This window comes from Leptolyngbya sp. 'hensonii', from assembly GCF_001939115.1.
Taxonomy (GTDB): domain Bacteria; phylum Cyanobacteriota; class Cyanobacteriia.
In genome coordinates, this window is the sequence record NZ_MQTZ01000057.1 from 1 (window position 1) to 23,956 (window position 23,956).

The window sequence follows — 23,956 nt, forward strand, 5'->3', positions numbered from 1 at the left end:
CGTTAGGGCACTGTTAGATGAATGAAAGGAGCGATACGATATGTTAGTAGTCATCCACTGACGCCCGCTGCATAGTCGTCTCCTAGCATTGGCAGATTCTCTCCTTCTTTGACTTTAAGCCTTTCTTCAGAACTCGGTGTATCTGATCTCAGGAGCGATGCGATATGTTAGTAGACATCAAAACTGTCGCCCAATGCATAGTCGTCTCCTGGGTCAGAATTATCCCGTCTCCCCATAAATTCAAATGCAGCGGACGGTTGAAAGATACTGGTGCTAGAGTCGGGGGTATCTGCCGCCGCTGATTTGAGCCGTTAGCTCTCTCGTCCTCGGTTGGGACAGTAGTTGAGGAGCCGCTTATCAGTATCCATATTTTGAATCTGTCGCTCATGCCAATCTGAGTAAGGTTTCTATTGCACGCATGATATGCTCAGAAAACTCGACTCGGTAGGTTCATGAGTGGTATCGACCGTGAAATTATCCTTGACCCCAGGCATATTGCAAAGCATTTACCTGAAACACCGCAAGTCCAAAGATTACTGCGACGAGGTAGATCTGCTCACGTTTTCAATAATGCAGCCACAATGGAGAGAGTTGCTCAAGCAATCATTGAAGGAGGAGAATTTACGGGGGTGATTCGAGGATATGAGCGTTATGGCTTGTATTTTACTGAGGCGATCGGTTACCGAATCAATCCTGAAGATGGCTCCAGCACTACGCTATTCTATGGAGAGGTGAAAATTGATGCAGAAAATCGATACCATGTCATCCCCCGCACTCGACCCAGCCAAGAGTGAATGGGATTTTGTTGAAGTCTGGATTGATCCAATGCTGTCTCCTCCTTATATACTGCTGTTGTTAGGTGACCCAGCCGGAGGTTGCCGTGTGTACGATCCGGCTGAGAATTATAAAGTTGTCTTCAACAGCGCAACCTATGATGAAGCTCAAACTTGGTTGCTGGAGGATGAGTATGAACCAGTTGAAGGGAGACTTTCAGCAACAGAGTTGTAAACGGGCAATAGAACTGAGTAGTGAGAGAGCTAACAAGTCGATGAAGCGGACGGTTGAAAAGCTGTTGGTGCTGAGTTCTAGGTTATCTGCAGCCGCTGAACAGCAACGTTAGCCTGCTAGTTCGCACTGTTCTCTTACTCATACTACAAGCCACGCCTAAGGAGGATTGTATGATGAAAAAAGCAATTTCATGACTCCGAAGCAATTCAAATATTAGAGATGACGTGAGGCGCAGTTTTCAAGCCGACGCTCGTTTAAAAAACGATGGGTTACCAGATGCTCTTGCTACTAATCCTATGCTGCTCAGTGATATGGCTAAGGAGTTGGTTTGCTTGGCTGTTAGGCAGGATGCACCAGAGGGGGTAGTCGAAGAACTAATGTCGGCAGTACGTATAATAAAGAATGGTGCGGCGGAACTAGCCCAGTCTACATACCTTACAAAGGTATTGCGTGAGCTTCGTGGATTGCGTTCCGTGCTGTTTATTGGCTGTACCATATGCACCCTGGATTGTCTTCTTTGTTGTGCAATCGGATGTGCTGTGTGCTACTAGAATTAATGTAGTTCTAAACAGTGAAGAGCGGGTTTTTCTAAAAGCTCTTGAATTGCTTCTTGTCCGGCACGGATGAGAGCTTCAACTTCGTGAGTAGGTGTGTTGCCACATCTTAACCACACTACTTTCGGTGGGGAGCCATATAGACGGCTTCTCTCTGCAAAGTCCGCATCTTGAGTCACAATACAGAAGTTGTTTAACTTGGCAAATTCCCAAATTTCTGTATCTGTCTTCTCTGCTAAACCATGAAATTGTACATGGCTTGCATTAGGGAAAATATCAGCCAAGCGAGTAACCAGTTTTCGGCTTAGGTTCTGATCAAATAGTAGTTTCAAGCAGCACTCACCGACGCAACTAAACGATGGTCGCGATCAGCCGCAAACTCCAGACAAGCTCTTATGTCTGTTTCTGTCAGTTCTGGAAAATCATCAATAATTTCAGCAGTAGACATTCCAACAGCTAGCCACCCAAGAACGTCATACACTGTAATCCGCATCCGACGAATACAAGGCTTCCCCCCACGTTTGTCAGGCTCAATTGTGATAATGTCTCGATAGCTCATAATAAAGTAGATTTTGTGGCTACCAATAGTTTAGAGCAGGTTAACACTGCGCTGCAACGGACGGAACAGAGATCTTGGTGATGATGCAAAGGTTGTCTGCTGCCGTTGAGCTGTGCCATTATCCGTATCGACACGCCTGGCTAAAGGAGCAAGCTTTTAATGCGGACGCAGACACTGCAAGATGGGGCTGAGTCATTCATCGTCTCGATACACGAAGCCGCAGAAAATTCCCCTGTGGTGCTTTTCGCAGTGGGAGCAGGTGGTCAGCCGGAACGTCACACTACGCTTTTGAACGCATTGGCTGAATCCAGTTGCACGGTTGTTGCACCGCATTTCGAGCGACTTGCTTCGCCAATTCCTACAGAAGCGGACTTAACTCTCCGGGCAAGGCGATTGTCCCTCACACTCGACGCGTTCGTTCAACCTGGCGCAACAGCAGCAGGTGTGGGGCATTCTATTGGTGCAGCTACCCTTGTTGCTCTAACGGGAGCACAAATGTGGTTAGGGACCAGTCGGCGCGTCAACATTACACTGGATAGCCGATTAACTCGCCTTGCCCTGTTGGCGACGCCTACCAGGTTCTTCCAAGCTCCGGGAGCACTTGATGCGGTGCGGGTTCCAATTCTGGCATGGGTGGGTTCCAAGGATGGCATCACGCCTCCCGCCCAAACTGAATGGTTAGCTCATGCTATGCGCGATTGGCAAACAGTGGATGTTCGCGTCACTGATGGTGCTGGCCATTTCTCGTTCATGGATCTACCGCCGCCGCAAACTACGGAGCCGTTACCAAACAAGCAGGTATTTCTTCGGGAGCATTCAAGTGAAGTTTGCAAGTTCGTGGTTGGCTAAGGAGCACTATCTGTGGCAAACGACATGCGATAAGTGATACGGATAACATAGACCCTGAGCAACGACAGGTCAAACAAGCAGACCTTGATACCCTGATACTCGCAGCCCAGGAGGGACCTATTGACTTGAAGTATCTAGATGAGTCGGGTTGCTGTTTGTGGAGTTCGCTCAGCTACAGCTACGGTCGAGTGGGAAAACAAAAACGGGTAGAACAAAGGAAAACTCGAGGAGGACGGATCAGCATTTTAGGGCTATAGCATTTGAAGAGTTGGTTAGGACAGATATCTGAAAGCGTTATCTACGGCATCCCAGAGGCTCTCAAACTGCTTGAGCGTTTTACGTAAATAGTGCTTCAGACGTGCCCAAAACTTCTCAATTTTATTCAAATCTGGTGAATAGGTAGGCAAAAATAGTAGCTTGCAACCTGCTGCCTCAATTTGTTCTCGAATCCTTGCCGCTTGATGAAAACTGGCATTATCCATCACCACCACTTGCCCTGGTTTTAATTCTGGTACCAGGAACCTTTTCACCCATGTACTGACTAAAACACCCTCACAGTAGCCTTTGAATGTCATCGGAGCCATCACAACTCGATTGCGCCATCCGGCAATCATGCTAATTCGCTCCGTTCGATGCCCTAACTTCAGTCCCTCAAATCGTTTTGACGACTCGCACCAACCATAGGCATAGTCTTCTGTATCATCCACTCCTGCTTCATCCACAAATACCAATTGTTCGGGTGAGTACGTCTCTAACTCAGCTATGAAGGCTTGTCGTTGCGCTTCATCTCGTTCTCGGTAGCCGTAGCTCTTTTTTTACGAGTAAACCCAATTCGCTCTAATGCCTTGCCGATCGTCCGGTCACTGATCGGCACTTCCCAGAACTCAGCCATCCCTTGCTGGGTCAAATGACCATGTTGTTCGGCAAAGTTGCGGAACTTTTCTAAATCAGTAATTTTCGGTTGAGGACCCCGTTGGTAGTGACGATTGGCTGCGACGGAGCCTGTTGCTTCCCGTTGCTTCAACCACAGGTCAATCGTATTACGGCTGATCTTGAACAGTTGGCTGACGTGACTTTTACGATATCCCTCGTCAATCGCATCAAGAACTTTCTGGCGCAGGTCATCACTGTAAGGAGCAGGCATGGGCAGGGCTATTTTTGTTGAGATTTCCCTCTATTGTACCGTCCTAACCATCTCTTCGACTGCAATAGAGCAAACCGGGCAGTTAGCCGGGTTCAGTTCCTTACCAATTGATAGGGAGTGGGAGCGTTGCTGAATAGAAGTATGATTTTCGTGCTTGAGCCTTATGCAGCCTTCACCCTAGCCCTCTCCCAAAGGAGAGGGAACAAGAGTTTTAGCTCCCTTCTCCTGCGGGAGAAGGGTTGGGGATGAGGGTAATTCATATTCGCATTCAGCAAAGCCGGTTTTCTTTCGGGTGATGGTCGATTGCACCATTCAAGTTTTAGATCAAGTTCACGTCTGCCATCACTTCCACGATCGCCGGACCGTTATAGCCCAGGGCATCCGCCATCGCTTTGTCTAAGTCTTGCTTTTGGGTGACCCGCACGCCCATGCCACCGCAGATTTCAGCATACTTAGCAAAGCTGGGATTGTGTAAGGATGTTTGCCACACATCCCATTCTCCAGCTCGCTGTTCCTTGCTGATTTTGCCCAGCTCGCAGTTGTTGAGCAGGATGTGGGTAATGTTCATGTTGTATTTCACGGCGGTGGTAAAATCCCCCATATACTGGCCAAAGCCGCCATCTCCAGAGACAGAGACAATGGGGCGATCGTGCCCCACAGCGGCCCAGGCTCCCATTGCCCCCGGAAAACCGAAGCCAATAGAACCCAGGTAGCCCGACATCAGCACGGACTGAGCACGGCACTCAAAGTATCGGCCAAAGGAGTAGGTATTGTTTCCCACATCTACCGAGATCACTGCATTTTCAGGAACCTGGCGGGTCATCGCGGCAAAAATCGCAGCAGAATTCACCCCATTGCCCTGGTCATCCTGTTCCCGATGGCGTTTCTCCGCGCGCCAGATCGCCCAACGTTCTGCTACTTGCGATCGCTGATTCTCGGTCTGAACAGCGCCCACCAATGCCTGTTGCAACTGCTCTACCACCACGCTAATTTCACCCCACACCGGTACGGTCACTGGATGAAACTTACCCAGGGCTAAGGGATCGAAATCAACTTGAATAATGGGCTTGCCGGGATAAATCCCCGTATGGTTTGAGAACGATGCGCCAAACACCAGCAGCACATCAGCCTCGTTCATCAACCAGGAGGCGATCGGAGTCCCGCTACGCCCCAGCACCCCACAACCCAGGGGATGGTAATCGGAGATTTGTCCTTTCCCCTTGAAAGTGGTCAACACCGGAGCATTCAACTGTTCTGCCAGCTCAGTAATTGCTGGCATCGTAAAACGAGCACCGTGACCGACAATAATCACAGGACGCTTTGAGGCTTTCAGGAGTTCAACGGCTTGCTGCAAGGATTCTGGGGGGGGTGCGATCTGCATCGGCGTGATGCGTCCTTGGGGACCAGACGCTTTAGCATTGGTTGCAGCCAGTTCATTCTGCACTTCATCCGGAAAAATCAGATGAGCCACATCCCGTTTGAGCAGAGCATGTTTGATGGCTTGAGTCATTAACTCGCCATGCTTGCTGTGGCTGAGAACCGTCTGGCTCCAGGCGGCTACCCCACTGAAAGCAGCAGACAAATCACATTCCTGAAAATTCCCTGTACCCAACACTTGGGTACTGACTTGCCCCGTCATGGCCAGGATGGGAGCGCGATCGACTTTGGCATCCCACAGTCCGGTCAGCAGGTTGGTGGCTCCCGGACCAGCGATGGTTAAGCAAGCAGCCGGACGACCTGTCAGCTTGGCATACGCAGAAGCTGCAAATGCTCCTGCTCCTTCGTGGCGAATCCCGATGAAGGTGAGTTTCCCCTGTGCTTCTTGCCGCCGCAAGGCATCTGCCAACCCCAGGTTGGAGTGACCCACCATGCCAAAGACATGGGTGATGCCCCAGTTCACCAGGGTTTCTGCCATCACATCCGTCACAGTGCGAAGGTGAGGCTTTTCATCAGAGACGGTGACATAGATGCCATCGTCTCTGACTTCTACGGGAAAGGCTTCCAGCGCATCATCCACCTCCAGATTTCCAGGGGGTTTGCCCGTCAGAGGGCAGTAGTCCCAGCCATGCCAGGGACAACGCAATAAGCCATTTTCAATCGACCCTTCTCCCAACGGCCCCCCTTGGTGCGGGCAGCGGTTATCCAGGGCACCATACTGACCGTTGTAGTGAGTCATGGCCAGACTTTTGTGCCCTACCGTCACCGTTTTGACGCGACCTTCGGGTAATTCGTCCAATTCCAGTACTTTGAACCAGTGCGTTGCGGCAGCAGTCATGATTATTCTTCCTGACTATTCTTTACTGACTAAAGGGGCATGACTCCGGCATAGTTGACCCCAGTGAGATAGGCCATCTCCCGATCCCAGGTGGTCAAATCATCCAGACAGAATTGATTCAGGTGGGTATGACCACAGGCGCGAGCCATCACTTGCATGAGTTCTGTTGAGGCACGGAAGAAGCGGTTCAAGCGTTGTGCTGCTTCGTCGATGATCAATCGCGATCGCAGGTGTTCTTTTTGGGTCGCAATGCCAACCGGGCAGTTGTCGGTATGGCAGGCGCGCATCCCCAGACAGCCGATCGCCTGAATCGCCGCATTGGAGAGCGCAACGCCATCGGCTCCTAGCGCTAAGGCTTTGGCGAAATCGGCTGGCGTCCTCAAGCCTCCGGTCACAATCAAGGTGACATGGGTGGCCCCCCGTTGATTAAGATAGCGTCTCGCTCTGGCTAAGGCTGGCATCGTGGGCACAGAGATGTTATCTCGGAAGATCAATGGGGCTGCGCCCGTGCCACCCCCTCGTCCATCCAGAATAATGTAGTCCACGCCAATCCGGAGTGCTGCTTCGATATCTTGCTCAACGTGCTGTGCCGACAGTTTGACCCCGATGGGAATGCCCCCTGTCGTATCGCGCACTGTCTCAGCAAATTTGCGAAAGTCTTCAACCGATTCCCAGTCAGGGAACCGGGGGGGAGAAACGGCGGGTTGCCCTTCCTTTAGACCCCGGACTTCCGCAATTCTACCCTTCACTTTGTTTCCCGGCAGGTGACCACCTGTGCCCGTTTTAGCGCCCTGACCGCATTTGAAGTGAAATGCCTGCACTTGCATCAGCTTGTCCAACGAAAAGCCAAAGCGAGCGGATGCCAATTCATAGAAGTAACGACTGTTATTACCTTGTTCCTCTGGCAACATGCCGCCTTCCCCTGAACAAATACCGGTTCCAGCGAGTTCTGCTCCCTTTGCCAGGGCAACTTTCGCCTCTTCTGATAGGGCACCAAAGCTCATATCGGAGACAAAAAGGGGAATGTCGAGTTTGAGGGGTTGCTTGGATTGGGGACCAATGACTAACTCTGTGCCCACTGCCACATCCTCTAACTGGGGCAGCCGAGCCAATTGCGCGGTTACAAACTGAAGTTTTGCCCATTGGGGAAGCTCTGGAGCCGGAATACCCATGGCCGCGACGGGGCCGTGGTGGCCGGTTTTGGAGAGCCCACTCGTGGCTAGTGCGTGGATCAGCTGGGTGTGGGGTTCCTCAATCGTGCCGTGGATATCCGCATATTGGCCCTGGTAAGCATCCCGATCGTAGGGTTGGGGATGGTTTTGTTTCCAAGCAATAATTTCGTCGGCATCAATATAGACATCGCCATTTTCAACCCAGGCTTCAAACTTATCCAGGGCTTCGTTGTTGCTGTAAGCACTCACGCCGCTGTCAAACCGATAGTCCCACTGATGAACGCCACAGACGATGTTGTTGCCCTCGATATAACCATCTGCCATCAGGGCACCCCGGTGTTGACAGCGACCATAAAGTACGGATACCTGGTCGTCCCAGCGCACCATCACCAAATCAATTCCCTCAGCGATCGCCCCAACAGGTTGGCGATCGGGAATCTCATGCCACACTGCAATCTTGATTTTGTTTACCATCAGGGCCTATCCACATCCTCTCAGTACACTGCAGATTTTATGGTTTGTTGCACTCCAAATTTATACATGAATGAGGCATGAATATAGAATTTCCTCAAGTTATCTCAATATCTTTATAACGATCAAACTGCCCTGATCCAAGAAAAATGGATATTCTTGAAGATTCAAAAATTCGAGTTGATGGGGATTGAGTTCTCCCTATTTACTGGTCTATTAAGGCATCCAAGCAGCAAACGCCAATTACTTGCGTGCCTTGCTTGGCCAATTCAGCTCGAATGTTTTGAGTTCAGGAATTGAGGGCAGCTTTGGAAGCTCTGTAGGAAACAAATACAGGGGCATTAGTAATGGATACCACCGACATCATGTTGACGATGCACGTTGTGCCGCCAGAGGCGAACGCGCCGCCACCATTACGTTGCAAGATCGGTGCAAAGGCCCGCACCATCAAAAGCGTACCGAAGTAGTTGGTATTCATCTCCCACTGAGCCGTTTCCACACTGGTCGCAGTAAATAGCCCACCAGAGCCGATCATGCCAGCATTGTTAGTGAACCATAACGGCACAATGCAACGGTGGTAGGAAACCTCAACAACCACACCAGCGTCTCTCGATCGTGGGCTGCCCTGACGTGTTAGCCCTCGCCTGCACTATAGCAATCCTCATTTTCTCAACTTGGCTAGAGCATCTTCAGCAGCCTGCTTTTCTGCATTTTTCTTACTGCTACCTTGACCCTCGCCGTAGAGTTTGCCATCCACATAAACCCTAGAAATAAACTCTGGAGCATGATCTGCCCCACCTGATTTTTCTGTGACGTACTTTGGAGGAGTTGCTGCTCCATTTGCCTGCATGAGTTCCTGGAACTTATTTTTAGAGTCAATATTTGAGCGAACTGCCATCACTTCTTTTGGCACAGAATCAAATAGTTGCGCTACTAAAGGGCGTAGCACCTCAATGTTGCGACTGTTATCTAGATAGTAAGCACCAATCACTGCCTCAAAAGTGCTGCTAAGAAGATTTGGATTCTGATAACCACCATCACGAATAGCACCTTGTCCCAAACGCATTCTGAAATCCAAGCCAACTTCAACAGCAAATCTGGCAAGCTGTTTTTCATCTACAAGTGCTGACCGCCGTCGGGTCATGTCATCTTCTCCCATCTCAGGATTAACCTGATACAGATATTCACCACTCAGGAAATTTAGAATAGCATCACCTAGAAACTCTAGACGCTCGTTATCTCCACCTTCTCCAGAGTTTTCATTGATATATGAGCGATGGGTGAGGGCTCGGCGTAAAAGCTTCTCGTCGTTAAACATCAAGAGTTTATGCATTTTCCCCTTCTTAATTCACTAAAACCTGATTTGTGCAAGAACGGGATTGTCGAGGTGGATAGAGACTATTCCCACGAGAGTTATTACAGGGCAAACATGCCAACCGTAGATTTTCTAGGGAGTTTGAACCAACTCGACTTTTAGGTTTTAGATGGTCGAGGATTATCTACTTGCGTTCTCACAGACAACCCAGAGGGCTGAGCTTGGGCGTTAGCCCTGCGCCTCATGAAAATGGAGGCAATTCCGGATGACGGGGCAAGGTGTCAGCGAACTCAGCCCAACTAAGGTGTTTTGAATGCCAGTAATGCAGAGTTGGCTTCACTGACTCTGGGTTGTCCAGACTACCGATCGTGATGTCAATGAGGCCTGGCAAGAAACTCGCCGTGAAAGTGATCTGGGTACCACAGGCCACACAAAAGCCCCGCTTGGCTTCAGGAGATGATGCGAAAGGTTTTGGCTGTGCCTTGCTGAAATGAACTTGATCTTCTTGATACATGGCCCAAGCAACGGCTGGCGCAGCATGAGCGCGACGACACATTGCGCAATGACAGATTGCGGCCAAGACTGGCTCACCAGAAATTGAGTATCTGATTGCACCGCACTGGCAACCACCTTCAATTTTCTCTTCTAACATTTCAGACTCCTGGTTTTAAGGGCTAACGTTGCCGATCAACCTTCGACGATCGGTGTGCATGGGCGTTGTTAGACCGTCAGTATCTCAGCCACGTCGCGCCGCCTCGATCATGGCGATGTCAATCTTTCGCATCGTCATCATCGCATTGAAGGCGCGCTTGGCGGCAGCAGGGTCGGGATCGGTAATCGCTTCTGTCAGGGCCAGCGGCGTGATCTGCCACGACAACCCCCACTTGTCCTTGCACCATCCGCAGGCACTCTCTTGGCCACCATTGCCGACAATCTCGTTCCAGTAACGATCCGTTTCGGACTGGTCAGCGGTTGCGACCTGAAACGAGAACGCCTCGTTATGCTTGAATGCAGATCCTCCATTGAGACCGAGACACGGAATCCCCATTACGGTGAACAAGACGGTCAACACATCTCCTTCCTTTCCGGACGGAAAGTCCCCCGGCGCGCGTTGCACAGCGTCAACAGAAGAGTCTGGAAAGGTAGCGGCATAAAACCGTGCCGCTTCCTCGGCACTTCCGTCATACCAAAGGCAAACTGTGTTCTTTGCTATCTTTGTCATGTGGCTTGTCCATTGAGATTAGAATTTAGGCTTTGCTGAATGCAAATATGAATTACCCTCATCCCCAACCCTTCTCCCGCAGGAGAAGGGAGCTAAAACTCTTGTTCCCTCTCCTTTGGGAGAGGGCTAGGGTGAGGGCTGCATAAGGCTCAAGCACGAAAATCATACTTCTATTCAGCAACGCCAGAATTTACGCCATCGCCTGAGATTAGAATTTACGCCATTGCTGAACCGCATCAATGTGTTAACCGCATCAATGTGTTAACCGCACCAATGTGTTTCCCATTGGCGGTCTAACGAACCAACTGAGCAACTGCCCCAGACTTGAGATTTCTCCTTAATAACTATTCATTTGCCTAAAGTTGGTGAGACTGAAAGCCCAGTTGCCTGATGTGTAGAAAACTGCGTCCGCTCAACTCTTTTATTCATCTACAACCATTTGAAAACCACCGAAGATCAAGCGGCTTCCGTCGAAAGGCAGTGGGTTACTCTCGTTACTCATGCGAGAGTCCTTCATGACTTTTTCCATACCAGCGTTTCTAGCGTCTCGTGAGGGCCATGATATCCAAGAAAAGACAACGGTTTCATCGTCTTTACACTGTACTGCCATCGGGAATGATGTTTTCTCTCCAGATGGAACATCATCTCCCCAACATTCCACTAACCGAGTTGCTCCATGCTCTTTGAATACTACGGCAGCTTCACGGGCATGCTGGATATAAGCTTCCTTGTTTTTTGTAGGTACTGCAGCTACAAAGCCTTCGATGTATTCCATTACCGCCTCCTGAAAAACATAATTTGGCTTGACATCTACTTGACATCTAATTCCCTTGGAGGCTTTGCTGAATGCAAATATGAATTACCCTCATCCCCAACCCTTCTCCCGCAGGAGAAGGGAGCTAAAACTCTTGTTCCCTCTCCTTTGGGAGAGGGCTAGGGTGAGGGCTGCATAAGGCTCAAGCACGAAAATCATACTTCTATTCAGCAACGCCCCCTTGGAGTTGACAGCATAGAGATCCTGCCCAAGGAAATAGTGTGGTGACCTCCGATATAGAACAATAGTACTACAAATCAAAGATCTGTCCACCTAACCATCTATAAAGATTTGTGAAAGAAGGGTACAAGCTTTTCAGGGGTTGGAATTTTGTGCAGGCATCAGACTGATGTGGGTCTGGTAGAGTAGGAAATCAACGATTCACCTGCTCAAGCTATGGAATGCAAGCTCTGCCGTCATTCTAAGACCCATAAACATGGCAAAATCCCCATGGGCATCAACACTACTTCTGCCTGGGGGATTTAATCACCTATCTAACAATAATTTTGATGCACAACCCCTGATTGGAATATAACGGCCTACTCTTCATAGTCCGTATCAATCTCAATATCCAGGGTGTCCTCATCAACCCGGATATATAAAACATTAGGGCGACAGCACACCTGGCAGTCTTCCACGTAAGATTGCTGCCCTCCAGCGCTCAGATCGATAAACGTCAAATTAGGCTGACCACAATAGGCACAGAGATACTCTGCCGTGCTTTCCATCTGCAAATAATGGGGTCTAATCCAGCTTCAGGGCGCTGGCCGGAACCTCATCCCAGGACTCTACTTTGCGGATGCGGGCCACCCAACCTTCTTTCTTCTGGTCTTCCGTCAGGTTTTGCTCAAAAGAGGCATGACAATCATTGGCCTGGTCTTCGTCATAACAGGCAATGCAGGAATACAGAATCCCGGATGGATCAATTTGCTCATTCACCCAGATTGCCATAGTTAACTCCTCTACATATCAATAGGGCTGGGTTTCAGCCATCATTCTATAGTAGCTATCGGATGGAGATTAGCAAGATTTTCTAAAGCTTCACCGGTCACCCGACAAATGCGCCAGTCGGGCAAAATATCAGCTCCCATCCGCCGGTAGAAGGCGATCGCAGGTTCATTCCAGTCCAGCACACTCCATTCCAGACGACCACAGTTATGGGCCACTGCTCGCTGACCCAGGTAACTCAGAAGCGCTTTGCCAATGCCCCGCTGGCGATACTCTGGGAGCACAAACAGATCTTCCAGATAGATGCCAGGACGGGTTAGAAACGTCGAGTAATTGTAGAAGAATAGGGCAAATCCGACGCTCTGATCATCGACATCTGCTAGTAGGGCTTCCGCATGGGATTTGGGACCAAACAGGTGCTCCTCCAGATCTGCAGCTGTTCCAGTGACCGCATGGGACAGCTTCTCATAGGCGGCCAATGCCTGAATCAGTTGGAACAGAACAGGAATATCTGCTGCCATAGCAGCACGAATCACAGGTTGAGACTCTAACATTGATAGTGGCGCATCATCGCTGTGGACCTAAGGCATGCTAGCACGGACCCGAAATCCCAGGGAAAGGACGCTTAGCGCAGCCAGGTCCGCAGACGGGCAGCCACCTGGGGTCGCCGCAGCTTGCGCATCGCCCGCGTCTGGATCTGGCGGACTCGCTCCCGCGAGAGGTTAAATATTCCCCCCACTTCCTCCAGGGTACAGGGTTCCCCGGTGGTGAGGCCATAGCGGAGGGCAATGATGTCCTGTTCCCGCTGGGTCAGCACATCCGCCAACACATCCAGGACCTCCTGGCGCAGCATCACTTCACTGATGCGGGCTTCTGGCCCCTGGGTTCTGCCATCCTCCAGCAGATCAATCAGTTCCGTATCTTCTTCCTTACCAACCCGATGATTCAAAGACAGGGATTGTTGATGAATCTGTTGCAACTCCCGCAACTGCCGTGGGGAAAGGTCCAGAACCTGAGCCAGTTCACTCTCAGAAGGGTGGCGGTGCAGTTCTTTGCGTAATTCCCGGTAGACCTTTTTCAAGCGATTAAGCTTATCAATCACATGCACCGGTAGGCGGATAGTTCGGGCATCGTTGGCGATCGTGCGGGTAATCCCCTGGCGAATCCACCAGTAGGCATAGGTCGAGAACTTATACCCCTTATCCGGATCAAACTTCTCAGCCGCCCGGTTTAAACCCAAGGCCCCTTCCTGGATCAAGTCCAGAAAGGGAACCCCTCGATTCAGATACCGTTTGGCAATAGAAACCACCAGCCGCAAATTCGAGCGAATCATTTTCCGCTTGGCTGTACGGGCGTGATGAAGCTTGACTTCCAATTGCCGTTCAGTCAGCCCCAGGATGACCGCCACCTCGGATCGGGTTGGGTTCCGTTCCAGTTCTGTCTGCAACCGCTCCTGGATGGCCCCAATCTCAACCAGGAATTTGACCTGGCGAGCCAGTTGAATTTCTTCATCTGCCCGCAGCAACGGATAGCGTGCCATTTCCTTGAAAAAGGTTCCGATCGCATCCTCAGAGAGGGATCTGCCATAACTGGGTAGAACCTCCCCCAGCCGTTCCGAATCTGGACCGAGGTCCTGACCCTCCACCTCCTGCAAATCCGATTCGCGCAGTTGGGTCAGAGCAAGGACCCCATCCCGTCGAACATCCACTCCCAAACCCAGGGGTCCCCTGAGTCCCTCCCCAGATTCAGGCCCGCCACGGGAATTGAATCCGGACACTTCAAATTCAAAGGTGTTGAGCTGAGCAAGGTTTCTATTCACAATCCAGACCGGTTGCTTGCGAGAACAGTTGCCACCTCATAGATAGAGGAACTTTCCTGAAGTCGGCTGTTCACTGGACTACAAAAGCATCGAAAGCTCATTTCCTCAGGCTCTTAGAACAAATGGTCAGCCTGCTGCAGAATCAGGTCACAGTCCTCATCTTGGCCTTGTTGCTTATAGAGTCTGGCTGCCCGATAGAAATCTCGACGGGCCATGTCCGTCTCGCCTAAGCGTTGATGGGCATACCCCCGACTGTAATAGGCTTTGGCATAGTCGGAATCCAGGGCGATCGCATGGGAAAAATCTTCGATCGCGGCCTGCTGATAGCCCAACTCAGATCGAATGACCCCCCGGTTATAGTAGCCCTTAGCATAGTGGGGATTCAGCTCAATCACCCTGTTGTAATCCGCCAGGGCAGACTGCTTCTCCCCCAACTCGGAATAGGCCAGCCCCCGATTCAGATAAGCCTTGGGTTCACTCGCATCCAGGGCAATTGCCTCATTAAAATCTGCCAGGGCCGCCCAGACATCCTGGAGGTGTCTGTAGGCCACTCCCCGATTGATATAGGTGGGCACATGGCGGGGATGAAGGCGCAGCACCTGGGAATAGGCTGCGATCGCATTGTCAAAATCGCCAGAACAATAGGACTGGACTCCCAGGGAAAACCAGCTACCAGCCAGGTTTTCTACCAGGGGACTCGGAGAAGTCAATGGTGCAACCATAATCTAAACCGGATAAACAGGGGACATAACAACCAGACTCGAATCCAGCAGAATACATTCAGCTCCAGGATTGAAACCCGCTCCCAGACAAAGCCAGCACATTCGAAGCGGGGCTAATTCTCCAGAGGAGTTCCGTATATTGCAGGTAAGGTTAGAGATTCATACAATCTAGTTCAGTAAGAATACGGTGGCATCCGTACATTTTTTTAAAAACTTTAAAAATCAATCTGTTCAGAATTCCGCAGTCCCCTTCAAAAGACTCAGGCATCTGTCCCATATTCTCCCAGGGCGATTGGCTGCCAAGCCCTCCCCCTTGCCAACGCTCCTTTCCCACCTGTTAGACTGACAAACAGACGTTGACAGGCCACTCCCGATGTATCCCTCTGTAAGTTTGCTGCGCGCTGAATCCTACAACCAGGAACCCCTGATGGCTGATTTAGCCACCCTACTGGAGCCATTGGGTGGTCTCACAAGCCTGATCAAGCCCGGCGATCGGGTCTTACTGAAACCCAATCTCCTCACCGGAGCCCGCCCCTTTAAGGAATGTGTCACCCGCCCGGAACTGGTCTACTGCGTCGCCCGGATGGTCCAGGCCGTCGGGGGTAAACCCTTTATCGGGGATAGCCCCGCCTTTGGTAGTGCCAGGGGCGTGTTGCAGACCAACGGCTATCAGGAGATTCTGAAGCAACTGGATCTGCCGATCGTAGAATTTCACGGCAAGCGCTATCAGACGGTCAGCGAAGGCTTTAATCATCTCCTCCTGTCCAAAGAGGCGATCGAGGCCGATGTGGTGATTAACCTGCCCAAGGTCAAGTCCCATGCCCAGCTCACCCTCACCCTGGGGGTCAAAAACCTGTTTGGTTGTGTTCCGGGCAAGATGAAGGCCTGGTGGCACATGGAGGCCGGAAAAGACCGGCAGCGCTTTGGGGAAATGCTGGTGGAAACAGCGCGGGCGATCGATCCCGATCTGACCATTCTGGATGGCATCATCGGCCATGAAGGCAACGGTCCCAGTGGGGGAGAACCCCGTCGCTTGGGGATCCTGGGGGCTTCATCCGATGTCTTCGCCCTCGATCGGGCCATGGTCGAAATCCTTCAGGTTGACCCGGCGATTGTTCCGACGATAGCTGCTGCCGAACACCTGGGATACGGTCCCGACCTGGAGACGGTGCTGTTTCCCCATCTGCACCCCTCTGACCTGCAAATTGCTGACTGGCAATTGCCCGATCGTCTGATCCCGATCGATTTCGGTCTACCTCGGGTCGTCCAATCCACCTTCAAACACCTGTATATCCGGTTTATCAAAGAACCCATCCGGGCCTATGCTAGCCCCCGATAAGAGGATGGGTTGATCGGGTGCAATGATCACAATGGCCACAGGCAAAAGTTGCCGCCTCAGCCGCAAATCCAAACGCCCGCAGGATGAATTGCCACCGACAACTGCGAATCCGGAAATATGCTTCCATTTGCCGGATAGCCTCCGTCTGCAATGGGGCAGCAACCCTGGGGGCCGATCGCTGAATTCGGTAATGAAAGGGGTCTTCCCACACCAGTTGACCGGAACCCTGTAACCAGGCCAGGGCCAGAGCTGCCTCTGGAAACTGGCGAGTCACGGTTCTCACCTCTCCCCGCACTGGCAACTGAGTCAGAAGACGACGGGCAGTCTGCTGCTGCGATCTCAGATGTCCGACAAAAAACTGTTGCCGCTGGTGATCTTCGGGATCTAGCCAGCCGGTGGGTTCACTGACCAGGGTCAGGGCTTCGGTGGGCTTGCCATCCCGGCCTCCCCGGCCAATTTCCTGCACGTACTCCGACATTAGCAGGGGAGCATGCAGGTGAATCACCCAGCGTACAGCCCCCTTATCAACGCCCATCCCGAAAGCACAGGTGCAGACGACAAATTGCAGTCGATCGGTTAGCCAGTCCTGCTCAATCTGGCGTCGCTCCTGAGCTGTTAATCCGGCATGGTACGCCGCAGTCGCCAGACCCTGCTGGCCCAACCAGGCTGCTAAACTTGCACTATCTCCCCTCGTCCGCACATAAACCAGACCCGACTGCCCCGGTCTAGCTTGAATAAACGCCAGGAGCTGCTGTCGCCGCCCCCTGGGGCTCCAGGCAATCCGAACAGTCAGATTTAAATTGGGCCGGTAGGGATTCTGCCGAAAGACCTGGGGCTGGCGCAAATCCAAAATACGGGTAATCAACTGTTGCGCTGCCGGGTCGGCTGTGGCGGTGAAGGCGGCGATCGGAATCTGGCTTCCGGGTGGTCGAGCCTGCAGCAGAGCCTTTCGAACGGCCCCTAAACGGTAATAGGCTGGCCGAAAGGATTCCCCCCATTGCGCTAAACAATGGGCTTCGTCCAGAACCAGCCGATTAATCCGCAGAGAGGGTTGCTGGAGCTGCTCCCAGATTGACGGATTCAGCAACGTTTCCGGAGATAAATACAGCAGGCGCAAGGTCTGCTGTTTAAGCGCCTGCAAAACCCGTCGCCGCTGTGGGACTGAAACCTCACTGTGGAGCAGGGCTGCTGGAAGATGGCGCTGTTGCAGCGCTTGCACCTGATTCTCCATCAGGGCCACTAGGGGAGAGAGGACGATCGTCAAGCCTGGTTGCACCAGGGCCGGGAGTTGAAAGCAAATCGATTTGCCGCCCCCCGTTGGCATGATCACCAGGGTATCCCGGCCATCGAGCTGGCAGCGAATAATCTCTTCCTGGGGAGATCGGAACTGATCGTAGCCCCACCCCTGTTTGAGCGTTTTGAGCAAGTCATCAGTGTTTAGCATGGCCCCTAGGGTAGGCCATCCAACCCAGAGCCATCTTCCGCGATCGGGCTGAAGCCCTTGCCGGAATTACTGAATCACACTGCCTCTTTGCGTCAGACGGTAGAGCAACGCCCGCCAGGCAAACTGGGGCAGCGCCAGCATACGCCGCCAGCGCCAGGGCTCTTTGTAAAGCCGGTAGACCCACTCCATGTGGTGATTGCGCAACCAGGCAGGTGCTCGGGACTTGGTTCCAGCCCAAATATCCAGGCTGCCACCCACGCCAATCCAGATGGAATTCGGGCAGAGCGATCGATTCTCCGTAATCCAGTACTCCTGACGAGGCACTCCCAATCCCACCAGAATAATGCTGGGTTGCAAACTCTTCAGGGTCTGCTTGAATTCTGCCTGGTCTGCCGCTGCCAGATAGCCGTGCTGACAACCGGCAATTCTCAACCCTGGTGCCCGTTGTTGCCACTCCCGCACAACCTGATCCACTACCCCGGGAGCCCCACCATAAAAGAAAACTGAACCCGGTTGATCCAACTGGGCACAGCGGCACAGCAGTGACTCTGCCAGTTCAATACCAGGAGAGCGCTGCAATCGAATCCCTTGAAGCCAGCAATAGAAGACAATGCCAGAGCCATCTGGAACCACTAAATCCGCTTGAGCAATGATCCGGGCCAGGGCAGGGTTGTGGTCCGCCTGCATGGTCATCTCGGCATTTAAGGTCACGACCTGAGTTCCCAACTTTTGCTGTAAACGAGAAACCAACCAGCCCACATAGTCATCCATCAGGTGAACCGGAAGCCCCAACACAGAGATCGGTCGAGGGGTCTGGGATATGTCCTGTTGTTCAAACAGCCGTACATTCATAAATCTGATCAATCTCAGGGTCAATCTGGAGGTTTCTTCACTTCTCAAACCCACATTATCAGATCATTTTCGCCTTCTTTGCCGCGATCGCAAAACCTACTGGGTTAAGAGCACAGACCATGGATGGACTGCTGGTCCAGTTGTCCCACTCTCAGGGGAGGAGCAAATCCGAATCTGAGTCTTGCACCCCTTAGACCAGATTGCTATAAAGGTCAGTAACTTTAGTCGCCTTCACCCCAACACCCTATGTGCACTGTCTGCCTTCTCATCTCTACCCTGACTCTCTTCAACCCCAGCGGGCTTGATCTGTCACCCAACCCCGCCAGAGACATTTCCCTGGCTCAGGATAGCCAGATTGCCCTGACTCAAGTCATGCAAAATTTGCCCAACACCTCGGAGACTCAAGTGCTCCGGGAGGGCTTGACCACAATCCGGACGCAACTCGCGACAGTTGAGACCGATCAGGAAGCCAAGGCAATTCTGGATCGGGAACTGACTGTCCTCTCCCAAAGATTGATGGCAAGCCCCAATGCCGATCGGGTAGCTGAGATCCTGAAGGGGATGATGATCGAAGACACTGGATCCGACAACAACCCCCAAGCTAAAACCCTGCCGATCGATCTTTCCGTGTTCCTGAAACTGCACAACCAAAGCTGGGGATGGTTACATTAAGCCTTCAGTCACCCTGGCATCCCTACTTGAGCAGTTCTTCTAACTTTTGCTGATTCCAGAGCGATTGGTAAAGGCCAGACTGTTCCAGCAGTTCGGCATGGGTTCCGGCCTGAACAATCCGGCCCCGATCCATGACCAGAATCCGATCAGCGATCGCAGCAGCTGAAAGTTGATGGGAGATAAAGACCACGGTCTGGCGTTTTGTGCCCTCAGAAAGGTTTTGTAGGATCTGAGTCGCTGTCTGGTTATCCACGCTGGAGAGGGAGTCATCCAGGATCAAGACGGGAGCATCCACCAGCAGAGCCCGGGCTAGGGCAGTACGCTGCCGCTGACCCCCAGAGAGGGTAATACCCCGTTCCCCGACGATCGTTTCGTACTGCCGGGGAAAGTTGAGAATCTCCGGGTGAATCTGGGATTGTTTAGCAGCCTGTTCCACTTCCAGGGGCTCAGCCCCTGGCATGCCGTAACGAATATTATTGCGCACGGTCGTACTGAACAGAAAACTATCCTGGGGCACATAGGCAATCATGCGCCGCAGATCCTGCAGGTTGATCTGGGTAATATCCTGATCATCCAGAAACAGTTGCCCCGGAGCAATGTCCAGCAGGCGGGGCAGAGCATTGGCCAGGGTAGATTTACCCGATCCAATCGGCCCAACAATGGCGACGGTCTCCCCTGTTTGAATGGTGAAGTTGACCGATTCCAGAGCTGGGATTGCCGCACCAGGATAAGTATAGGTCAGGTGACGAGCGGTGAGTTTTCCCCTGGCCTGGGTTAGGGCGATGGCTCCTGGCGGATCAACAATTTTGGGTTCTGCCATCAGGATGGTTTCCACCCGATCGATACTGACAGCCCCCCGTTGATAAGTGGTGATGGTAAACCCCAGTAGTGCCGTCGGAAACACCAGCCGTTCCACGTAAAGCAGCAGCGCAATGAAGTTACCCACGGTGAGAACCCCACTGGCGATCGCTGACGCCCCTTGCCACAGCAACAACAGAAAACTGGTACTGGAGATGCCAATCAGCACCGGAAAGAGAATATTCCGGGTTTTTGCCAGTTGTAAATTGGCCACCAGCAGACGTTGATTCAGTTCTTGAAAGGCCCCTCGCTCATTGTCTTCCTGAGCATAAATTTTAATCAGGGCAATCCCACTCATGTCCTCCTGAATCAACTCACTCATGCTCGATAGCTCTTCCTGAACAACCAGTTGTTCCTGGCGTAGTTGATCACTAAAGAGGCGAACCAACAGCAGCATGAAGGGGTAAACGGAGATGGCCAAAAGACTCAAGGGCAGATTAATCGACAGCATAACGGGCAGGGTCAAGCTGTAAGCGAAAATGGTATTGGCCAGACTGAGGACCGCAAAGCCAACCAGGCGACGAATATTTTCCACATCACTGGTCGCACGGCTGATCAGGTCACCAGCGGTATTGACTGCAAAATAGGCTGGCTCCATTTGTAACAGATGATCAAAAATGCGTTGCTTCAGATCAAACTCCACCTGCCGACCCGCCCCAAACAACCAGATGCGGGAAGCCATCCGGATCACCCACATCACGGAGGCCAACCCGATGATCAGAGCCACATAGTAGGCAACTCGACCAAAACTGAAGGCGACCTGTAACTCATCAATGGCGCTCCGAATGAGTAGAGGAATCGTTACCCCCAGACAATTAACCAGAAGCAAGGCCAAAATCCCTGCACTCACTTTCTGCCAGTGAGGACGCAGGTAAGCAGCCAGTTTTTGAAGTTGAGATCGAGGAGCCATGATGATATCCGTCAAGCTATCCGCACAAAGATGCCTCTCGATCCTATACGACAGGATGCCTTAACGATTGCGAATGAAGTAGTAGAGGGAGGCCAACCACTCATCCGTTACCCGGGTGGTTTGGGCCAGAGCACCTGCACTGGGAATCAGCTTGCGCAGCAAGCGATCGGGGGTGACCCCCACTGAAAAAAAGTCGGTGGGTCTGGCGATTACGGCCAGACCCTTATTCTCAAAAGTTTTCACAGCCCGGTAAGTGTTCAACGCATGGGTCACCAGAATAACCTGGGTCCCCAGGCCCCGATCGGTGAGAATAGATTTGACCGTATTGGCACTGGTGAGCAGGCTGGTGGCTTCACAATAGGCTTCCTGCCGACTCGTTGGCTTACTCTCATTCGACTCGATAATGGTGCGGGTGGTGATGGTTTTGCTGCTGATAATATCGCCCTCGGCCACTCCCCGTCTGACCAGTTGGCGGGCGATGGCATCGCTATTGACGGCTGACAACACCCCATTCTGGCGGCGATCGCCACAAATAATCACCTGAGACCGATTTCCCCGAGCCGCCTGCTCTCCATACAGTTGGGCCGTGTAAGGAAGGCGATTATCCAACAGTTGAATCTGAGGGGTATCCGGAATCACGTTAGCGCCCTGGGCAATTTTGATCGTCTCCTGGCCCAGCAAAATGATGGTCCCGGTTAGGGTTGCCGATCGAGAAGTCACACTGAGGCTTTCCTTTTCCATGCGTTCAGTCAATTCGTCAGCAACGATCGGCAAACTCGAAATCAAGACGATCAGGGTCGCAATGAGAATTCTCTGGGGTGCAGCTTTGGTCAAATCCAGATTGAAGCCGATAAACTTGCTATCTTTGAATAGGCTTTTCTGCTGAACAATGGGGAGCCCCTGCAAAATAGCGCTCAGAATAAGCACCAGGGAAAGGCCCAGAGGTTTTAAGGGTAAGGATAGGATCTGCCAGATATCCGCAGCCGTACCGTCATTACTGGGAGACAAAACAGCCAGAAGAATAACTGCAGCAAAAACCAGCACACCCAGGACGGTATAGAAAAGCTGGCCCACAAATTTACTTAAAGCAAACCAGATGATCCAGATAATCAGCAGCGCCAGGAGAATCTGGCTCAAGAGCTCAAACATGGCTGCTTAATCCCTCATGCAAGTCCTATCCATTTGAAGCATGCTCACGATAACACAGTTGCCCCACAGGCCAAGAGGAGCAGGGCATTTTCAGGCCTGCTCCTCTTTCAGACAGGACAGAACATCAGGAGCCATTGTCCATACCAGGGCCGTAAATCCATAAGGCCGAGCCAATCTCCATCCACTAGAATGGCTATCAGGTGTGATTTTTAAGAGGAACCCCGGTGGAAGTCAAGTCTGATCAGCTCCAATCTGTTCAGTTGCAATCTGTCGTAGAAAAGGTGGCAGAAGCCGTACTCGCAACCACTGAGACCGTTGACCGCTTGGCCGATCGGATGGATCTCCTGGTGACTCAGGTCCAGCAACAAGGCCAGCAGGTTCAGCAGCAGGGATATCAAATTTTCGCCTTGAGTGATGCCATTCAAACCCTGGTCGAAGTCCAGGACAATATTCTGGAACGGCTGGGCAACCTCACAGAAGTCTTGCAACACCTTGTCATGGCCACGGATGACAAAGGGTCACGCTAGCAAGCTTGGGTTACAGGACAATCACGAGCTTGGGTTAGGGGACAAATGTCTTGGCTCAGTTTCAAGATTTGCCATAATGGTGAAACTTGAAGACACAAACAGAACACCTTACTGCAGAAAAGAATTGGGATTCGAGTGGTGGGAAAGGCTCAAAAGACGGACCTTGGGGACTGCGACTCTATGACGTTGGCAGAGGAATGGGCGAAGGATTGGCGACTACGGATTCAGACAGATTTTCCCAGTCAAAGTTCTGCTGCTGTGGAAAGCATGGTGCGCTGGCTGGTTGGGGAAAACCCCGATCGGGTCACAGCCATGACTGGCGAAGAACGATCGATTGCCCAGCAAGCCATGGACTATCGGTACCGCATTCTACAACAGCGTTATCTGGGCGTCGGCCCAGAACAGGCCTATCGACGTTTAATTCAACGTTTGGGTAGCCTGTTTCTGCTGCGGAATAAGATTCGCACCTGGGTGGCCCTGAGTCGAGATCGGCAACGAACCGTCGTGGATGTGCTGCAGGAAGTCGTACAGGAATTGCTTCAAAACGATCGGTATATGCAGCAGCAGCTCAATTGGATCGCCCAATGTACCGCAAATCCTCGACTACGAAACTCCCTTCTGTTGGCCAGCACCGAAGAATATTGCCTACGTCCCATTCGTAACCAGCCACTGCTAGCCTACCGGTTTGTCAACTACTTACGCCGGTCTCAGCGGGGAGGCATGACCCAGGTCCCCACGAATGACTTGGTGCGATTGGTCTCCGATGAGGTCATTGCTGAAGACGCCGACAACCCCGTCAGCCTGCTGGACAATCAGGCCATTGCCCAGTACCAAGAAGACCAGGAGTGGGAACATCGACAGGTGCTTCGCAATACTGTTCAGCAAGAGTTCTCGGCCTATCTGGTTGAAAATGTGGAACCCCTGGCGGCTGAATGGTTAAAGCTTTACCTCCAGGGATATACCCAGGAGGCAATTGCCACCGCGTTAAACGTCCCAATTAAGCAAATTTACCGACTGCGCGAAAAGATCAGTTATCATGCAGTTCGAGTGTTTGCCCTCAAAGCTCAACCTGATCTGGTCGCCAACTGGTTGGAGGTTTCTCTCCAGGAACATAGCCTGGGGCTGACCCCAGAACAGTGGCAGCAATATCTGGATAGCCTAACACCAGAACAATGCCAGTTAATCAATAAACTGAAGGCCGGTAAAAGTATTGAGTCGATCGCCCGGGATCTGAATCTCAAGACCAATCAAGTGATGGGGGAATGGGGAAAGCTTTATCTGGCTGCCCAAGCTGTTCGGACTGCATCCTGACTCCCCTGACCCTCCAGCCCAA

General features: G+C 51.8%; 26 protein-coding genes and 1 pseudogene. 7 read left to right on the forward strand and 20 right to left on the reverse strand.

What is annotated here, in order from left to right:
- Positions 1–581: 581 nt before the first annotated feature.
- Both BST81_RS28610 and BST81_RS24060 read left to right on the forward strand, forming a co-directional pair.
- Positions 582–794, forward strand: coding sequence for a hypothetical protein (locus tag BST81_RS28610; protein WP_216351444.1), 213 nt, complete (start codon positions 582–584; stop codon positions 792–794).
- The gene (locus BST81_RS24060; protein WP_075601067.1) at positions 742–1,008 is read left to right on the forward strand and encodes a hypothetical protein; all 267 of its coding nucleotides are present in this window, start codon (positions 742–744) and stop codon (positions 1,006–1,008) included. Before BST81_RS28610 ends, BST81_RS24060 begins: the two co-directional genes overlap by 53 nt.
- 553 nt (positions 1,009–1,561) lie before the next feature.
- On the opposite strand, the gene BST81_RS24065 is transcribed toward BST81_RS24060, so the two are convergent.
- Together BST81_RS24065 and BST81_RS24070 are read right to left on the reverse strand one after the other, a co-directional pair.
- Positions 1,562–1,894: a DUF5615 family PIN-like protein gene (locus tag BST81_RS24065; RefSeq protein WP_075601068.1), complete on the reverse strand. Its 333-nt coding sequence runs from the start codon at positions 1,892–1,894 to the stop codon at positions 1,562–1,564.
- A complete protein-coding gene (locus tag BST81_RS24070) occupies positions 1,891–2,121 on the reverse strand; it encodes a DUF433 domain-containing protein (RefSeq protein WP_009555820.1) in 231 nt (76 codons plus the stop codon). Before BST81_RS24070 ends, BST81_RS24065 begins: the two co-directional genes overlap by 4 nt.
- 495 nt (positions 2,122–2,616) lie before the next feature.
- Here BST81_RS24070 and BST81_RS27760 point away from each other — a divergent pair, with 495 nt between their 5' ends.
- Positions 2,617–2,970 carry a hypothetical protein gene (locus BST81_RS27760; RefSeq protein WP_143780480.1) on the forward strand — a complete coding sequence of 118 codons (354 nt, stop codon included), beginning with the start codon at positions 2,617–2,619 and terminating at the stop codon, positions 2,968–2,970.
- A 272-nt stretch (positions 2,971–3,242) separates the two neighbouring features.
- Here BST81_RS27760 and BST81_RS24085 read toward each other — a convergent pair.
- From BST81_RS24085 to BST81_RS24150, 14 genes and pseudogenes are all read right to left on the reverse strand, one after another.
- A pseudogene (locus BST81_RS24085) lies at positions 3,243–4,114 on the reverse strand (IS630 family transposase).
- Between the two features lie 319 nt (positions 4,115–4,433).
- A complete protein-coding gene (locus BST81_RS24090) occupies positions 4,434–6,389 on the reverse strand; it encodes a thiamine pyrophosphate-binding protein (protein ID WP_075601070.1) in 1,956 nt (651 codons plus the stop codon).
- 29 nt (positions 6,390–6,418) lie between these two features.
- Positions 6,419–8,035: a glutamate synthase-related protein gene (locus BST81_RS24095; protein ID WP_075601071.1), complete on the reverse strand. Its 1,617-nt coding sequence runs from the start codon at positions 8,033–8,035 to the stop codon at positions 6,419–6,421.
- A 286-nt stretch (positions 8,036–8,321) separates the two neighbouring features.
- Positions 8,322–8,630 carry an SDR family NAD(P)-dependent oxidoreductase gene (locus BST81_RS24100; protein ID WP_253188467.1) on the reverse strand — a complete coding sequence of 103 codons (309 nt, stop codon included), beginning with the start codon at positions 8,628–8,630 and terminating at the stop codon, positions 8,322–8,324.
- A 63-nt stretch (positions 8,631–8,693) separates the two neighbouring features.
- A complete protein-coding gene (rnc, locus tag BST81_RS24105) occupies positions 8,694–9,365 on the reverse strand; it encodes a ribonuclease III (RefSeq protein ID WP_075601073.1) in 672 nt (223 codons plus the stop codon).
- 10 nt (positions 9,366–9,375) lie between these two features.
- Positions 9,376–9,531, reverse strand: coding sequence for an HNH endonuclease (locus tag BST81_RS29305; RefSeq protein WP_083637061.1), 156 nt, complete (start codon positions 9,529–9,531; stop codon positions 9,376–9,378).
- Positions 9,532–9,588: 57 nt separating this feature from the next.
- Entirely contained in the window at positions 9,589–9,999 is a 411-nt protein-coding gene (locus BST81_RS24115) for a GFA family protein (RefSeq protein WP_075601074.1), read from the reverse strand.
- A gap of 84 nt (positions 10,000–10,083) precedes the next feature.
- On the reverse strand, positions 10,084–10,569 hold the full coding sequence (locus tag BST81_RS24120; protein WP_075601075.1) for a VOC family protein: 486 nt from the start codon (positions 10,567–10,569) through the stop codon (positions 10,084–10,086).
- Positions 10,570–10,990: 421 nt separating this feature from the next.
- Positions 10,991–11,344, reverse strand: coding sequence for a DUF1428 domain-containing protein (locus BST81_RS24125; protein ID WP_075601076.1), 354 nt, complete (start codon positions 11,342–11,344; stop codon positions 10,991–10,993).
- A 578-nt stretch (positions 11,345–11,922) separates the two neighbouring features.
- The gene (locus BST81_RS24130; RefSeq protein ID WP_075601077.1) at positions 11,923–12,111 is read right to left on the reverse strand and encodes a CPXCG motif-containing cysteine-rich protein; all 189 of its coding nucleotides are present in this window, start codon (positions 12,109–12,111) and stop codon (positions 11,923–11,925) included.
- 16 nt (positions 12,112–12,127) lie between these two features.
- Positions 12,128–12,334 (reverse strand): glycogen debranching protein, encoded by a 207-nt coding sequence (locus BST81_RS24135; protein ID WP_075601078.1) that lies wholly within the window; start codon positions 12,332–12,334, stop codon positions 12,128–12,130.
- Positions 12,335–12,375: 41 nt separating this feature from the next.
- On the reverse strand, positions 12,376–12,885 hold the full coding sequence (locus BST81_RS24140) for a GNAT family N-acetyltransferase (protein ID WP_075601079.1): 510 nt from the start codon (positions 12,883–12,885) through the stop codon (positions 12,376–12,378).
- Between the two features lie 71 nt (positions 12,886–12,956).
- Positions 12,957–14,150, reverse strand: coding sequence for an RNA polymerase sigma factor, RpoD/SigA family (locus BST81_RS24145; RefSeq protein ID WP_253188468.1), 1,194 nt, complete (start codon positions 14,148–14,150; stop codon positions 12,957–12,959).
- 113 nt (positions 14,151–14,263) lie between these two features.
- Positions 14,264–14,872: a tetratricopeptide repeat protein gene (locus BST81_RS24150; protein WP_075601080.1), complete on the reverse strand. Its 609-nt coding sequence runs from the start codon at positions 14,870–14,872 to the stop codon at positions 14,264–14,266.
- 373 nt (positions 14,873–15,245) lie between these two features.
- Here BST81_RS24150 and BST81_RS24155 point away from each other — a divergent pair, with 373 nt between their 5' ends.
- Entirely contained in the window at positions 15,246–16,211 is a 966-nt protein-coding gene (locus BST81_RS24155; RefSeq protein ID WP_075601081.1) for a DUF362 domain-containing protein, read from the forward strand.
- Here BST81_RS24155 and BST81_RS24160 read toward each other — a convergent pair.
- Both BST81_RS24160 and BST81_RS24165 read right to left on the reverse strand, forming a co-directional pair.
- Positions 16,198–17,655: an ATP-dependent DNA helicase RecQ gene (locus BST81_RS24160; protein WP_075601082.1), complete on the reverse strand. Its 1,458-nt coding sequence runs from the start codon at positions 17,653–17,655 to the stop codon at positions 16,198–16,200. The genes BST81_RS24155 and BST81_RS24160 overlap by 14 nt on opposite strands.
- Before the next feature lie 66 nt (positions 17,656–17,721).
- Positions 17,722–18,507 carry a WecB/TagA/CpsF family glycosyltransferase gene (locus BST81_RS24165; protein ID WP_075601083.1) on the reverse strand — a complete coding sequence of 262 codons (786 nt, stop codon included), beginning with the start codon at positions 18,505–18,507 and terminating at the stop codon, positions 17,722–17,724.
- Positions 18,508–18,753: 246 nt separating this feature from the next.
- Here BST81_RS24165 and BST81_RS24170 point away from each other — a divergent pair, with 246 nt between their 5' ends.
- Positions 18,754–19,179, forward strand: coding sequence for a hypothetical protein (locus BST81_RS24170; protein WP_075601084.1), 426 nt, complete (start codon positions 18,754–18,756; stop codon positions 19,177–19,179).
- Positions 19,180–19,201: 22 nt separating this feature from the next.
- On the opposite strand, the gene BST81_RS24175 is transcribed toward BST81_RS24170, so the two are convergent.
- Positions 19,202–20,947: an ABC transporter ATP-binding protein gene (locus BST81_RS24175; protein WP_075601085.1), complete on the reverse strand. Its 1,746-nt coding sequence runs from the start codon at positions 20,945–20,947 to the stop codon at positions 19,202–19,204.
- Positions 20,948–21,007: 60 nt separating this feature from the next.
- Positions 21,008–22,096 (reverse strand): ElyC/SanA/YdcF family protein, encoded by a 1,089-nt coding sequence (locus tag BST81_RS24180; RefSeq protein WP_075601086.1) that lies wholly within the window; start codon positions 22,094–22,096, stop codon positions 21,008–21,010.
- 224 nt (positions 22,097–22,320) lie between these two features.
- Between BST81_RS24180 and BST81_RS24185 the strand changes: the two genes are divergently transcribed.
- The gene (locus BST81_RS24185) at positions 22,321–22,623 is read left to right on the forward strand and encodes a hypothetical protein (protein WP_075601087.1); all 303 of its coding nucleotides are present in this window, start codon (positions 22,321–22,323) and stop codon (positions 22,621–22,623) included.
- A gap of 180 nt (positions 22,624–22,803) precedes the next feature.
- Positions 22,804–23,934 (forward strand): HetZ-related protein 2, encoded by a 1,131-nt coding sequence (locus tag BST81_RS24190; protein WP_075601088.1) that lies wholly within the window; start codon positions 22,804–22,806, stop codon positions 23,932–23,934.
- Positions 23,935–23,956: the final 22 nt, after the last annotated feature.

What these genes read in the sequence shown, in the direction of transcription:
- BST81_RS24165 (WP_075601083.1), bottom strand. Translation starts at nt 18,507, where the DNA reads ATGAATGTACGGCTGTTTGAACAACAGGACATATCCCAGACCCCTCGA.
- BST81_RS24090 (WP_075601070.1), bottom strand. Translation starts at nt 6,389, where the DNA reads ATGACTGCTGCCGCAACGCACTGGTTCAAAGTACTGGAATTGGACGAA.
- BST81_RS24060 (WP_075601067.1), top strand. Translation starts at nt 742, where the DNA reads ATGCAGAAAATCGATACCATGTCATCCCCCGCACTCGACCCAGCCAAG.
- BST81_RS24160 (WP_075601082.1), bottom strand. Translation starts at nt 17,655, where the DNA reads ATGCTAAACACTGATGACTTGCTCAAAACGCTCAAACAGGGGTGGGGC.
- BST81_RS24095 (WP_075601071.1), bottom strand. Translation starts at nt 8,035, where the DNA reads ATGGTAAACAAAATCAAGATTGCAGTGTGGCATGAGATTCCCGATCGC.
- BST81_RS28610 (WP_216351444.1), top strand. Translation starts at nt 582, where the DNA reads ATGGAGAGAGTTGCTCAAGCAATCATTGAAGGAGGAGAATTTACGGGG.
- BST81_RS24180 (WP_075601086.1), bottom strand. Translation starts at nt 22,096, where the DNA reads ATGTTTGAGCTCTTGAGCCAGATTCTCCTGGCGCTGCTGATTATCTGG.
- rnc (WP_075601073.1), bottom strand. Translation starts at nt 9,365, where the DNA reads ATGCATAAACTCTTGATGTTTAACGACGAGAAGCTTTTACGCCGAGCC.
- BST81_RS24070 (WP_009555820.1), bottom strand. Translation starts at nt 2,121, where the DNA reads ATGAGCTATCGAGACATTATCACAATTGAGCCTGACAAACGTGGGGGG.
- BST81_RS24190 (WP_075601088.1), top strand. Translation starts at nt 22,804, where the DNA reads ATGACGTTGGCAGAGGAATGGGCGAAGGATTGGCGACTACGGATTCAG.
- BST81_RS24115 (WP_075601074.1), bottom strand. Translation starts at nt 9,999, where the DNA reads ATGTTAGAAGAGAAAATTGAAGGTGGTTGCCAGTGCGGTGCAATCAGA.
- BST81_RS24120 (WP_075601075.1), bottom strand. Translation starts at nt 10,569, where the DNA reads ATGACAAAGATAGCAAAGAACACAGTTTGCCTTTGGTATGACGGAAGT.
- BST81_RS24150 (WP_075601080.1), bottom strand. Translation starts at nt 14,872, where the DNA reads ATGGTTGCACCATTGACTTCTCCGAGTCCCCTGGTAGAAAACCTGGCT.
- BST81_RS24175 (WP_075601085.1), bottom strand. Translation starts at nt 20,947, where the DNA reads ATGGCTCCTCGATCTCAACTTCAAAAACTGGCTGCTTACCTGCGTCCT.
- BST81_RS24155 (WP_075601081.1), top strand. Translation starts at nt 15,246, where the DNA reads ATGTATCCCTCTGTAAGTTTGCTGCGCGCTGAATCCTACAACCAGGAA.
- BST81_RS24130 (WP_075601077.1), bottom strand. Translation starts at nt 12,111, where the DNA reads ATGGAAAGCACGGCAGAGTATCTCTGTGCCTATTGTGGTCAGCCTAAT.
- BST81_RS24140 (WP_075601079.1), bottom strand. Translation starts at nt 12,885, where the DNA reads ATGTTAGAGTCTCAACCTGTGATTCGTGCTGCTATGGCAGCAGATATT.
- BST81_RS24125 (WP_075601076.1), bottom strand. Translation starts at nt 11,344, where the DNA reads ATGGAATACATCGAAGGCTTTGTAGCTGCAGTACCTACAAAAAACAAG.
- BST81_RS24170 (WP_075601084.1), top strand. Translation starts at nt 18,754, where the DNA reads ATGTGCACTGTCTGCCTTCTCATCTCTACCCTGACTCTCTTCAACCCC.
- BST81_RS24135 (WP_075601078.1), bottom strand. Translation starts at nt 12,334, where the DNA reads ATGGCAATCTGGGTGAATGAGCAAATTGATCCATCCGGGATTCTGTAT.
- BST81_RS27760 (WP_143780480.1), top strand. Translation starts at nt 2,617, where the DNA reads ATGTGGTTAGGGACCAGTCGGCGCGTCAACATTACACTGGATAGCCGA.